Source organism: Nocardia sp. CA-145437, from assembly GCF_050956485.1.
GTDB lineage: Bacteria > Actinomycetota > Actinomycetes > Mycobacteriales > Mycobacteriaceae > Nocardia.
This window is the reverse complement of record NZ_CP191204.1, coordinates 4,981,035-4,992,552: the sequence shown is the minus strand read 5'-3', so window position 1 is coordinate 4,992,552 and position 11,518 is coordinate 4,981,035. Positions and strand designations below refer to the sequence as shown.

Annotated in this window: 14 protein-coding genes; 10 read left to right on the top strand and 4 right to left on the bottom strand. The window is 67.0% G+C overall.

Annotation, left to right across the window (positions count from 1 at the left end; translation table 11 throughout):
- Window positions 1-41 precede the first annotated feature (41 nt).
- The 8 genes from ACQPYY_RS23300 to ACQPYY_RS23265 all read left to right on the top strand — a co-directional run bounded on the left by ACQPYY_RS23300 (window position 42) and on the right by ACQPYY_RS23265 (window position 7,368).
- On the top strand, window positions 42-713 hold the full coding sequence (locus ACQPYY_RS23300) for a class I SAM-dependent methyltransferase (protein WP_433590982.1): 672 nt from the start codon (window positions 42-44) through the stop codon (window positions 711-713).
- An 11-nt stretch (window positions 714-724) separates the two neighbouring features.
- The gene (locus tag ACQPYY_RS23295; RefSeq protein ID WP_433590981.1) at window positions 725-2,149 is read left to right on the top strand and encodes a cytochrome P450; all 1,425 of its coding nucleotides are present in this window, start codon (window positions 725-727) and stop codon (window positions 2,147-2,149) included.
- 43 nt (window positions 2,150-2,192) lie between these two features.
- Window positions 2,193-2,816 (top strand): class I SAM-dependent methyltransferase, encoded by a 624-nt coding sequence (locus ACQPYY_RS23290; RefSeq protein ID WP_357285707.1) that lies wholly within the window; start codon window positions 2,193-2,195, stop codon window positions 2,814-2,816.
- A gap of 52 nt (window positions 2,817-2,868) precedes the next feature.
- The gene (locus ACQPYY_RS23285; RefSeq protein WP_433594709.1) at window positions 2,869-3,534 is read left to right on the top strand and encodes an ABC transporter ATP-binding protein; all 666 of its coding nucleotides are present in this window, start codon (window positions 2,869-2,871) and stop codon (window positions 3,532-3,534) included.
- Window positions 3,531-4,694 carry an ABC transporter substrate-binding protein gene (locus ACQPYY_RS23280; protein ID WP_433590980.1) on the top strand — a complete coding sequence of 388 codons (1,164 nt, stop codon included), beginning with the start codon at window positions 3,531-3,533 and terminating at the stop codon, window positions 4,692-4,694. Before ACQPYY_RS23285 ends, ACQPYY_RS23280 begins: the two co-directional genes overlap by 4 nt.
- The gene (locus ACQPYY_RS23275) at window positions 4,691-5,503 is read left to right on the top strand and encodes an ABC transporter permease (protein ID WP_433590979.1); all 813 of its coding nucleotides are present in this window, start codon (window positions 4,691-4,693) and stop codon (window positions 5,501-5,503) included. Before ACQPYY_RS23280 ends, ACQPYY_RS23275 begins: the two co-directional genes overlap by 4 nt.
- A 22-nt stretch (window positions 5,504-5,525) precedes the next feature.
- A complete protein-coding gene (locus ACQPYY_RS23270) occupies window positions 5,526-6,989 on the top strand; it encodes an MFS transporter (protein WP_433590978.1) in 1,464 nt (487 codons plus the stop codon).
- Between the two features lie 196 nt (window positions 6,990-7,185).
- On the top strand, window positions 7,186-7,368 hold the full coding sequence (locus ACQPYY_RS23265; RefSeq protein ID WP_379106319.1) for a hypothetical protein: 183 nt from the start codon (window positions 7,186-7,188) through the stop codon (window positions 7,366-7,368).
- Between the two features lie 4 nt (window positions 7,369-7,372).
- On the opposite strand, the gene ACQPYY_RS23260 is transcribed toward ACQPYY_RS23265, so the two are convergent.
- Both ACQPYY_RS23260 and ACQPYY_RS23255 read right to left on the bottom strand, forming a co-directional pair.
- Complete coding sequence (locus tag ACQPYY_RS23260) at window positions 7,373-7,858, bottom strand: hypothetical protein (RefSeq protein ID WP_433590977.1); 486 nt, start codon at window positions 7,856-7,858, stop codon at window positions 7,373-7,375.
- 109 nt (window positions 7,859-7,967) lie between these two features.
- Complete coding sequence (locus ACQPYY_RS23255) at window positions 7,968-8,333, bottom strand: DUF1801 domain-containing protein (RefSeq protein WP_433590976.1); 366 nt, start codon at window positions 8,331-8,333, stop codon at window positions 7,968-7,970.
- 122 nt (window positions 8,334-8,455) lie between these two features.
- On the opposite strand from ACQPYY_RS23255, the gene ACQPYY_RS23250 reads away from it, so the two are divergent.
- Window positions 8,456-8,977: a hypothetical protein gene (locus ACQPYY_RS23250; RefSeq protein ID WP_379106314.1), complete on the top strand. Its 522-nt coding sequence runs from the start codon at window positions 8,456-8,458 to the stop codon at window positions 8,975-8,977.
- Between the two features lie 71 nt (window positions 8,978-9,048).
- Here ACQPYY_RS23250 and ACQPYY_RS23245 read toward each other — a convergent pair whose 3' ends face one another.
- Entirely contained in the window at window positions 9,049-9,543 is a 495-nt protein-coding gene (locus ACQPYY_RS23245; protein ID WP_379106312.1) for a hypothetical protein, read from the bottom strand.
- Window positions 9,544-9,638: 95 nt separating this feature from the next.
- Complete coding sequence (locus ACQPYY_RS23240; protein ID WP_433590975.1) at window positions 9,639-10,397, bottom strand: NUDIX hydrolase; 759 nt, start codon at window positions 10,395-10,397, stop codon at window positions 9,639-9,641.
- Between the two features lie 77 nt (window positions 10,398-10,474).
- On the opposite strand from ACQPYY_RS23240, the gene nadA reads away from it, so the two are divergent.
- A complete protein-coding gene (gene nadA, locus ACQPYY_RS23235) occupies window positions 10,475-11,506 on the top strand; it encodes a quinolinate synthase NadA (protein WP_357285739.1) in 1,032 nt (343 codons plus the stop codon).
- Window positions 11,507-11,518 lie beyond the last annotated feature (12 nt).

The window sequence follows — 11,518 nt, the reverse complement described above, 5'->3', positions numbered from 1 at the left end:
GGATTTGAATGGTCGGGACACGTCCTGCCACGCCTCAGGCAATGTTCACGAAAATAGCCCCGCGCTATGACCTGGTCAACTCATTGATGACATTGGGTGGCGACAAGAGGCTGCGCCGCGCGGCGGTCCGCATGCTCGGGCTCGAGGCCGGTGCGAGGGTGCTCGATGTCGCCGCGGGGACGGCCGAGATCGCGTCCGCGCTGGTCGCGGAGTATCGATTCCCGATCTCCTACAGCGCTGTCGATCTCAATGAGCAGATGCTGGAGGTCGCCGAACGCAAGCTGGCGCGGCTGCGGCGGGAGCACCCCCGCAGCGAGTTCGACCAGATGTGCGGCAGCGCGGAGGCTTTGACCTTCGAGTCGTCGACCTTCGACGCCGTCGTCATGTGCTTCGCACTCGACGATATGGATGACCCGGCGGCCGCGCTCGCGGAGACGACCCGGGTGCTCCGCGCCGGCGGACGCTTTCTCCTGATCGAGCTCGCACTGCCGGACAACAAGCTGCTGCTCGAGCTCATGAAGCTCCGCTTGCTCGTGATCCGCAGGGTCGCAGGACTATTCGGTCTGGATCCCGTCGCCCACATGACCGAGGAAGTGGAATCGGATCGCGGCGCGGAGTACACGATCTCCCGCTGCGAGAGCGCCGGGCTGACGTTGGACAACCGAGCGCGGTACCACGGCGGCCTGGTCCGTGCGTACGTCTTCCGTAAGTAGAAGGATTCTCCATGGCCAATCAATGCCCGCATGTCGAGGCACCGAAGGTGCACTCCGTCACCAGCATCACCAGCCGTCGTCTCTCGAATGGGCATCTGCCTGGCCCGCCGGGCCATCGCATCATGGGCTCGTACCCGGAGTTCTCGAAGGATCGCAACAAGTTCCTGCGCGAGGCGGTCCGGCAGTACGGCGACGTCGTCCGGATCAAGCTCCCACTGCGCGACCTCGTCGTACTGGGCAATCCGGAAGACGTGCACAAGGCGATGGACGACACGTCCGGCGACTACAGCAAGTTCGGAAATTATCATCCGGCGCTGGCGAAACGGCAGAACGGGCTGTCGTTCATCGAGGGCGAGATCTTCCGGGAGCGTCGCCGAATCGTCAGTCCGCTGGTCACGCGGGACGGCCTGAAGAACACCTTTCAGGCCAATGTCGATGCCTACCTGCAGACCCTGGATGCGAATATCGCCGCGGCGACCGATGCCGACGGCGTGACCGATCTGCAAGAAGTCATATTTCAGACCCTCTTGCGCGGCGTGCTCAAGCAGACGTACACCGAGGACTTCACTCCGAAGGAGATGAAGGAACTGCACGAGGGTATGGCGACCTTCACCAAGTTCCTCGGATCGACGCTGAAGATCGCTGATCCGCCGAATCTGGTGCGTCCGTGGGGCCCGTACAAAATTCGGCCGTGGACGGTGCTTTCCGCGGCGAGGATCGTCAAGAACCGGGTTGTCGAGCGGCAGAACTCACCGGCGCTGGGAACCTATGGCGATGTCTTGGACGGCATGGTGCTCGGGTACAAGAAGCTGAAGACCCCCATGACCTTCTGGGACCTGTGCTTCGACGTCGCCACCATGACCAGCGCGTCGTACGGCACCACCGCCGGCGCCATCACCCAAACGGTCGTTCGCACCCTCCTCGACGCCGAGGCGACCGATCGTCTGGTGGAAGAGTGCGGCACAGTCGATCTGTCGCAACCGACCATCGAGTCGGTGCGCAGTCTGCGATGGGTGAAAGCCTGTTTCGAGGAATCGATCCGGATGCAAGGGTTTCCGCTCCTGCTGCGATTCACCGCCTCCGGGGCGAATTTCCAAGGGCTCGACATCGCGCCGAACACGATGCTGGGAGCCCCCATCTCGACGATCCACCGCGATCCGCGGTGGTGGACCGATCCCGACACCTTCGATCCCAATCGGTTCTACGACCACAGCAAACGGGTCGATCAGCCACGCCTGCTGCACTTCCTCGCGTGGGGCGCGGGCCCGCACCGATGCACCGGCGCCCAACTCGGATACCTGATCGCGCCCTACCTCGTCGCCCTGATCCTGAGCCAGTACAAGGTCGACATTCCGCCGAACTTCGTGATGCGCGAGGACACCGGTCTGGCACCGACATTCAAGGGCGGCTTCCGCGTTCGATTGACGCGACGTTGAAAGCCTTCAGCCGGAAAGAAATCTGAGAGAGGACTAGATCAAAGTGGCAGAGCGGTACGATATTGCGGCGCCCATCTACGACCGGACCGCGTGGGTCCTGTCGCTCGGCGGCATCGACAAGCTGCACCCGGCCCTGGTCGCCGGACTGGACCTGTCCGGTAAGACGGTGGCCGATCTCGGATGCGGTACCGGACTTGCCTTCCCGGCGCTGATCGAGGCGATCGGCCCGTCGGGCCGGGTCGTCGGGTTGGACAATAACGCGGCCATTCTCGCCAAGGCGGAGAAGCGGGTCGTGGCGAACGGGTGGAACAACGTCAAGCTCGTGGTCGACGACATCGCGACCACGCCGCTGCTGCGTGACGTCGATGTGGTCTTCAGCTGCATCGCGATGAGCTGTGTTCCGGACCCGTCGCAGAAGCTGGCGGAACTGCTCGCGAACCTGAAGCCGGGCACCACTGTTCGCATCATCGATGCGCTGCCGCGGACCGGTGGATTCGGGTACCCCGCCATCAATGGCTACAACTTCCTGAAGTCCTTCATCGTGGGCTCGCACTACAAGAAGCTCGAGCCGTTCGAGCGGGTCTTCCGTGACGGGCTCAGCGACGTCGTCGTCGACAGCGTGCACGGCGGCATGTATACGCGGCTCACCGGCGTGAAACGTGCCTAGTGTCCGGGAACTGACCGTCGAACACGGAACGAAGAAGTTCGGCGACCATCTCGTGCTGGACAGCGTGGACATCGAGGTCGAGCGCGGTGAGTTTCTCGCCGTGCTCGGCCCGAGCGGCAGCGGAAAGTCCACGCTCCTGCGGGTTGTGGCCGGGCTGGAGAGTTTGACCTCGGGGACCGTGAGCTGGAGCGCGGACGGCGGTCGTCCGCGCACCGGGGTGGTGTTTCAGCAATCCCTGCTGCTGCCGTGGCTGACCGTCATCGAGAACATCTCGCTGGCGAAACGATTCACCGCTCATCGCGACGAGTTCGACGGTGCGTATCCGATGACGCTGTTGCGGCGATTCGGGTTGGACGGCCTGGCCGGCCGCTATCCGGACGAGTTGTCGGGCGGCCAGGCGCAGCGCGTGGCGGTGCTGCGGGCGGCCGCGACCCGGCCGCGGCTGCTCCTGCTCGACGAGCCGTTCAGTGCCCTGGACCCGGCGACTCGAATCGATCTGCAGCAGTGGCTTTCCGAACTCGTCGCCGAACTCGCGGCCACGGTCGTGCTCATCACGCATGACGTGGAGGAGGCGATCGCGCTGTCGGATCGGATCGTGCTGCTCGATCACGGCCGGATCCGCCGGGAATGGCGGGACGTGCGGACCGGCGGCGATACTCCGGCGCTGCGTGACGACATCCTCCAGCAGTACCACCCGGACGAGGTTGCGGTTCCTTGACAGATATTTCGAGACGGTACCTGCTGGCCGGGGCGACGGGACTCACCGTCGCCGCCGGGCTGTTCGGTACGGCGGACCTCGCCCGCAGCGCGGCGACCGCGGGGCGGCGGCACGAGGATGCGCTGCGCATCGGTTATCTGCCGATCACCGATGCGGCGCCCTTGCTGATCGCGCACTCGGCGGGCCTCTACTCCTCCAGGGTGAGCGGTGGTAAGCCCGTGTTGTTCCGAAGCTGGGCCGGGCTGGCGGAGGCGTTCGTCTCCCGGCAGATCGACGTCGCTCATCTGCTGATGCCGATGGCCCTGCAACTCCAGCGCGTGCTGGGGGCCGGGGTGCGAGTGCTGGGCTGGAATCACACCAACGGCTCGGCACTCACTGTCGCACCGGACATCACGGATCTCGAACAGCTGGTGGGAAGCCAGGTCGCGATCCCGTTCTGGTGGTCGATTCACAATATCGTCCTCCAGCAACTGCTGCGGGCGCACGACATCACGCCGGTGGTCCGGCGCAGTGCCTCGAGAGCCGAACGCACCGTCGAACTCATCGTCATGAGTCCGTCGGACATGGTTCCCGCCCTGGCGAATCGGTCGATCGCGGGGTACGCGGTGGCCGACCCGTTCAATGCCATCGCGCAGATCAAGAAGATCGGGCGAATCCACACCTTCCTGGGCGACGTGTGGCGTGACCACGCCTGCTGTGTCCTGGTCACCAGGGACGACGTGATCGCGGAGCGGCGGGCCGCGGTGCAGGCGGTGACGGATGCGGTGGTTTCCGCGCAAGCGCAGATCAGTGCGGACCGGAATCGGGCTGCCGGAGCGTTGACCTCCGGCAGCTACCTTCCCCAGCCCCTCCCGGCGGTGCGCACCGCGCTCACCTACCCCGCACCGCCCTACCCATTGCGGCATCCCGACTGGTCACCGCACCTGGTGGGATTCCAGCCGTACCCCTATCCCAGCTTCACCCGGAAGCTTGTCGAGGCCATGCACGACACGGTGGTCGACGGGGACCGCCGCTTTCTGGACGACCTGGATCCGAACACGGTGCACCGGGCGCTGGTGGACGACACCTTCGTGCTGAATTCGATTGCCGCGCACGGAGGACCACAGGCCTTGGGGCTGCCCGCCGACCTCGTGAGAGCTGAACAGGTGGAACTGCTGTGACTTCGACCCTCGTTCCTTCCGATACCACCGTCCGCGTGGCATCCCGATCGGCCTTCGCCAAGGCGTGGCCCGCGGTGGCGGCCATCATCGTCACGGTCTTGCTCTGGTGGCTGGCGACATCGGTGCTGTCGGCGGAGCATTCGCTGCTGCGTCAGACGGCCCCGCAACGGGTGTTGCCCGCGATCGTCGATCTGTATCGGCGCGGCGTGCTGGTATCGGATGCGGCAATCAGCCTGTGGCGCTTGATCATCGGGTTGGCCATTGCCACGGTGATCGGCGTGCCGATGGGTCTGCTGATCGGACTGAACACCCGGATCGAACAGGCGTCGACGCCGGTGGTGCAGTTCCTGCGCATGATCTCTCCGCTGTCGTGGACGCCGATCGCGGTGGCGCTGTTCGGGATCGGCAATCAGCCGGTCTACTTCCTGGTCGCGGCCGCGGCCGTGTGGCCCATCCTGCTGAACACCGTGTCCGGGGTGCACGCGATCGATCGCGGCTTCCTGGACGTGGCCCGGTCCTTTCACGCGACGCGCGTGGAGCAACTGCGCGTCGTGATCATTCCGGCCGTGCGCGATCACGTCCGCACCGGCCTGCGCCTGGGGCTCGGCACCGCCTGGATCGTGCTGGTTCCCGCGGAGATGCTGGGTGTGCGGTCGGGGCTGGGCTACCAGATCCTCAATGCCCGAGATCAGCTGGCCTACAACCAGGTTGTGGCCATCATTCTCGTGATCGGCGTGCTCGGGTCCGCGGTGGATCTCGTGGCGAGCCGCCTGCCCGGGCGGACCTTCAACAATCGCGCAGTCGCATGAAACCGATGAGTAAAGGGTGATGATGTCCGAAGTACGCGCGGCGTCCGATCGTCGCTGGTGGGCGTTGCTGGTGTTGTCCATCGCGCAATTGCTCGTCGTCCTGGACGCGACGATCGTGACGATCTCGCTGCCCTACGCGCAGGCCGACCTCGGCATCCGGGACGCCGACAAGCAGTGGGTGTTCACCGCCTACACGCTGATGTTCGGTGGCCTGCTGCTGCTGGGCGGTCGCCTGGCGGACTATGTCGGACGCCGGCGAATCTTCCTGATCGGCCTGGTCGGATTCGCGGCGGCCTCGGTGCTGGCCGGTGCGGCGATGAGTCCCGGCATGCTGTTCGCCGGACGGGCGCTGCAGGGTCTGTTCGCGGCCTTGCTGGCGCCCTCGGCGCTGTCGCTGGTGTCGGTGACATTCACCGCGGCACAGGAACGGGCCAAGGCTTTCGCGGTGTTCGGCGGCGTATCCGGAGCGGGATTCGCGGTCGGGCTCATCGGTGGTGGAGCATTGACGGAGTACGCGTCCTGGCGCTGGTGCCTGCTGGTGAACATTCCCATCGCGCTGGCCACCGCGGCGGCGGCCGTGCTGGTCGTCGTCCGGGACGTGCCCGTGCGGCGGGCGGGCGGTTACGACCTGCCCGGCGTGGTCGTCGTGACCGCGGGACTGGCGAGCGTCGTGTACGGGTTCAACCGTGCGGCGCAAGCCGGTTGGGGCGCGGCCGGCACCGTCGCACTGCTGGTGGTCGGTGTGCTCCTGCTCCTGGCCTTCGTCGCCATCGAGGCCAGGGTCACCAATCCACTACTGCCCCTCCGTATTCCGGGTGAAATCAACCGGGGCGGGTCATTTCTGGTCGCGCTCCTGGTTCCGGTCGCCATGTACGCGGTCTTCCTGTTCCTGAGCTACTACTTCCAACAGACGCTGGGCTATTCGCCGCTGAAGGCCGGAATCGCGTTCCTGCCCTTCCCGTTCGGCATCGTCCTCTCCGCCGGGGTCGCCAGCAAGCTGCTACCCAAGGTCGGACCCCGGGTGCTGATGCTCGCCGGCGCCCAACTCGGCGCGGGCGGGCTGATCTACCTGGCACAGCTGCGCGTCGGCCAATCCTACTGGGCGGCAGTGCTTCCCGCCGAGATCATCATCGCGCTCGGCATGGCCCAGATCTTCGTGGCCATGCAGGCCACCGCGCTCTACGCGATCGACGACAGCGACGCCGGCGTGGCCAGCGGCCTGTTGAACGCGGTCCAGCAAATCGGCGCCTCGATCGGAACCGCCCTGCTCACCACGATCGCGGTACAGGTCTCGACCCGCTACGCCCAGAGCCACCCCTTCACCCCGGACCTGCCGGCCCGCGCGGCGATCCACAGCTACGACGTCGGATTCTATTGGGGCGCGGGCTTCTTCGTAATCGCGGCAATCGTGGTCGCACTGACGATCCGAGTCCGAAAGCTGGACCCGGTCACCGACCCGGACCGGGCGGCGACCATGCCGGCGTAGCCGGTCCGCCACCGATGAACCCGGGCGACTTCCCCGACGATGAATTCGGGGGAGTCGCCCGGTCCTGACACCATCCCCTCGAAGCCCCCGAACCCGCCACCCGCTGACTCCGATTCCGGCAATATTCGCTGGATCTCGTGCGTTGTACCCCCTACCGTGTTCGAGTCCACGGATCAGCACCACTTGGGGGGAACCCATGAAGACCGCACCGCCGGGCAAGCCCGCACCGGCCGCTGCCGCCGAGCGGGCCGAGCGCCCGGATCTCACCGCGTGGCGGCAGCGCCACGAGCTCCGCAGATCCAATGCGTCCCAGCCGATTCCGAGCGGCCGCCGCTACCGGCGCACCACCAAGCATCGCGATCGTTCCCGTGACGATTAGCTGATCATTTGACGCCGCCGCTCGAGCATGCCGAGAGCGTGCTGCTGCCCGACTGACAGGCGAAGCGCCGCACGGCGTCCTGGTTGCGCCGGATGAACGCCTCGGGCGAGTTGTTGTCGATGATGGGGATGGTGACGGTGTGGGTTCGGCTGCCCTGCGTGACGGTGATCGTGTTCGAGCCCGCCGTATCGGGAATCCACTGGTAGACCAGAAAGCCGAGCCCCGGGGTGCCCCCGCTGGGCGCGGGCAGGGCGGTCACCATGGTCTTGCCGTTGATGACGATCGAGACGGGCGTCGTCACGTCGTTCACCTCGACGTCGATTTCGCATTTCAGTGTGGTCGCCTGGCAGGCGAGCGGGTCGGCGCCGGCGCCGAACCAGATCGGGATGGTGTCCGTGGCGGCCGTGGCCGACCCGGTGGAAAGCTGCACCGCCGCAGCCGCGAGCGCGGCCCCCAGCGCGGCGTGGTGACCGATCTTCGTGATGTTCATGGGCGAGAAGTATTTTTGAATAACCGTTGTTTCACAAGGACTTTCGGGGACCCAGATTTTCGGGGGTCGCTCGCCGGGGCCCGTTGCCCAGGGTGCGCCGGTAGCCCGATCAACAGATGGTGCCGCGGCTCGCGGCCGTCGCCTCGAGGATCGTTCGCAGCAGCGGGAAATCGATGGCCTCGGGTGTGCGGAATCGCAGGCAGCCCTTGCCCATGTTCCGGGTGTCGAGGTGGTCGGCGAAGGCCTCGCGAATATCGCTCCGCATGAGATAGAAGGAGATGTACTGCTTCTGGCTGGCGAAGGCGATCTCGGCGATGCCGTCACGTTCGTAGACCGGCATGCCGAAGTCCATGTCCTCGTGGAATCCGGTGAGGGTGCCCCGGCACAGGTCGCGCAGCCGGGTCAGGGCCGGTCGCCGATCCGCGGCCAGCTCACCGAGGTAGTCGTCAACGGTGCTCGCAGTACTCCGTGGCATACGCCCAGCCTATGCCGACGGTTGGCCTTGATGAGGTCAGCGACAGGGCCCCGAGTGCGGGGCCGCGGTGCGATGCCGGGTGTAGTGTCCGCTGCAGCCCGGATGACACACCAGGGGGAGCCATGCGGATACAGACCGATCATCCGATCGTCGATGCCGTGCTCGACCGGCACCGCGACCAGCTCGGCGCGTCGCTCCCCGCCTACCGCAATCACGTGCTGCGCAGCCTGAACTATCAGCGGCTGCTGCTGGGGGAGCCGGTCCCCGATGTCGCGGCTCTGGCGTGGGCCGTGCACGACCTCGGCGTCTGGACCGCGGGGACCTGGGACTATCTCGCCCCCTCGGCCGACCTGGCCACCGCGCACGCCGCCGATTTCGGGATCACCGATGTCGGCACCGCGCGCCGCCTGGTCCTCGACCATCACCGGCTCCGCGCCGTCGACGACCGCCTCGTCGAGACCTTCCGCATCGCTGACCGGATCGACGCCAGTCACGGCCTGCTCCGGCGTCCGCTGGCCCGCGCCGACGTCGAATCCGTTGTGGCCCAACTCCCTTACGAGGGATTCCACGCCTTCCTGGCGCGCCGGGGTGTCGCGTACGCCGTCACCCATCCGCTGCGCCCGCTGCCCATGGTGCGGTGGTAGCCCGATCGGCGGATGGCGCCGGGGTCGGCGATGTCGAGATCTTGGTGCGGGCCAGCGTAAGGGGCGGCGGCTCAGTTGTAGTCGGTGACGAAGCCGAAGGTGAAGTGGTGTCCCTTGGAGGTGCAGGAGATCGCGCCGCGGAAGCCGCTGCCGCTGCACGTCGCGCCACCGTAGGAGAGGGTGGCGTCGGGGCCGTAGGGGGAATTCGAGCCGGGGGTGGGGCCGCCGCCGGAGAGGGCGGGACTGCCGGAACGGCCGTGCACGCCGATGGGGCCGATCGCGGGGTGGGCGGGCAGGAAGGCGGCGTCGATGGAGAGGTTGGTGACGGGCAGGCCGTACCAGCGCAGATCGTAACCGGTGGCGTCGCAGCCGACGTCCCCGTTGGGCTTGATGGCGCAACTGGCGAGGTTGCCGTAGCTGAAGTACACCGTGTCGCCCACGAGGTAGGCGTTCGGATCGGCCACCACGGCCTCGGCGGACGCGACCGCGGATCCCGAGATCGAAACGGCGGCCGCGGTCAGGGCGGCCCCGGCGAGGGCGGTTCCGATGCGCACGGATGCGGACATGGCACTCCTTCGATAGTGATCTTGGTTGTTCATTCCGCTATCGGGCGCAGCGCTTTTCGGGTTACCCCGGCCGCCGCCACCAAAAATGGGGGGCCTCAGGCCGGCGGGCGGAAGGTCGCGAACTCGTCGGTCACCCGGATCTCGGAGTCGGTGAAGCGGTAGACCGCGGCCGGACGGCCGCCGGTCCGGCCGGGGGAGGCGGTCTTGCCGGTGGGCGTGATCACCTTGCGGCGGGTCAGAACGCGCTGCAGATTCGTGGTGTCCACGTCGTATCCCAATGCCGCGCAGTAGATTTCGCGAAGCGTGGACATGGTGAAGGTGGCGGGCGCGAGCGCGAAGGCGATATTGGTGTAGGAGAGCTTGGCGGCCAGCCGGTTTCGCGCGTGCCGCACGACCGTGCCGTGGTCGAAGGACATGGTCGGCAGGTTCGAGACCGGATGCCAGCGGGTGTCGGGCGGCAGCACCGGTTCGGCGGTCAGCGGCACCAGCCCCAGGTACGCCGAGGCGATGCGGCGGTCGCCGGGCACCCGGTCGGGATCGCTGAACACCCACACCTGTTCCAGATGGGTCAGCTCGCGCACATCGACCTTCTCGGCGAGCTGGCGCGCGGCCGAGGCGTCGAGGTCCTCGCCGTCGCGCAACCGGCCGCCGGGAAGTGACCAGGTGTCCTTGGCGGGGTCGAGGGCGCGCTCCCACAACAGCACCGCGAGTTCGGTGCGCTGCCCGGGCGGGCACCGATCCGTGACCGCGCTGCGCCGGTCCCTAGCGCTCTCACCTGCACTGATGGTTTCCGGGAAGCGACGAACCTGGAACACGGCGGTGAGCGTTTCGTGGATGGTGCTACGATGGGCCACGTTTTCGATTCTAAGTCGAAAACCGTGTGGATGCGAATCGGCGAAGTTGCCGGGCGCATGAGAGAAGGAGCCATGCCATGGCTGCAGCAGTGGGCACGCTGACCGAGCGAATCGCCGACGGGCCGTCGGGGTACACCGGCGTCGACGCCACCCCCGACTGGGCGGCGGAGATCAAGCGGCTGGCGCGCGAGCGCAATGCCACCATCCTGGCGCACAACTACCAGCTGCCGGAGATCCAGGACATCGCCGACCACGTGGGCGACTCCCTGGCCCTGTCCCGGATCGCCGCGGAGGCGCCCGAGGACACCATCGTCTTCTGCGGTGTGCACTTCATGGCCGAGACCGCCAAGATCCTCAGCCCGGAGAAGACGGTCCTCATCCCGGACGAGCGGGCGGGCTGCTCGCTGGCCGACTCCATCACCGCCGACGAACTGCGCGCCTGGAAGGCCGAGTACCCGGACGCGCTGGTGGTCTCCTACGTGAACACCACCGCCGCGGTGAAGGCTCTGACCGACATCTGCTGCACCTCCTCCAACGCCGTCGACGTGGTCGCCTCCATCGACCCCGACCGCGAGGTGCTGTTCCTGCCGGACCAGTTCCTGGGCGCGCACGTCAAGCGCGTGACCGGCCGCGAGAACATGCACATCTGGATGGGCGAGTGCCACGTGCACGCGGGCATCAACGGCGACGAGCTCAACGAGCAGGCGCGCACCCACCCCGACGCCGAGCTGTTCGTGCACCCCGAATGCGGTTGCGCCACTTCGGCTCTCTATCTGGCGGGCGCGGGTGAGTTCCCGGCCGACCGGGTGCACATCCTGTCCACCGGCGGCATGATCGACGCCGCCAAGGCCGCCAAGTCCAGCCAGGTGCTGGTCGCCACCGAGGTCGGCATGCTGCACCAGCTGCGCAAGGCCGCCCCCGGCATCGACTTCCAGGCCGTCAACGACCGCGCGTCCTGCAAGTACATGAAGATGATCACCCCCGCCGCCCTGCTCCGCTGCCTGGTGGAGAACCGCGACGAGGTCCACGTCGATCCCGAAACCGCCGCCCTGGCCCGCAATTCGGTGCAGCGCATGATCGAGATCGGCAACCCGGGCGGCGGCGAGTAGCCACGCCCGCCC

Coding starts and splice junctions, on each gene's coding strand:
- ACQPYY_RS23300 (WP_433590982.1), top strand. CDS start 42: ATGTTCACGAAAATAGCCCCGCGCTATGACCTGGTCAACTCATTGATG.
- ACQPYY_RS23295 (WP_433590981.1), top strand. CDS start 725: ATGGCCAATCAATGCCCGCATGTCGAGGCACCGAAGGTGCACTCCGTC.
- ACQPYY_RS23270 (WP_433590978.1), top strand. CDS start 5,526: ATGTCCGAAGTACGCGCGGCGTCCGATCGTCGCTGGTGGGCGTTGCTG.
- ACQPYY_RS23265 (WP_379106319.1), top strand. CDS start 7,186: ATGAAGACCGCACCGCCGGGCAAGCCCGCACCGGCCGCTGCCGCCGAG.
- ACQPYY_RS23260 (WP_433590977.1), bottom strand. CDS start 7,858: ATGAACATCACGAAGATCGGTCACCACGCCGCGCTGGGGGCCGCGCTC.
- ACQPYY_RS23255 (WP_433590976.1), bottom strand. CDS start 8,333: ATGCCACGGAGTACTGCGAGCACCGTTGACGACTACCTCGGTGAGCTG.
- ACQPYY_RS23250 (WP_379106314.1), top strand. CDS start 8,456: ATGCGGATACAGACCGATCATCCGATCGTCGATGCCGTGCTCGACCGG.
- ACQPYY_RS23245 (WP_379106312.1), bottom strand. CDS start 9,543: ATGTCCGCATCCGTGCGCATCGGAACCGCCCTCGCCGGGGCCGCCCTG.
- nadA (WP_357285739.1), top strand. CDS start 10,475: ATGGCTGCAGCAGTGGGCACGCTGACCGAGCGAATCGCCGACGGGCCG.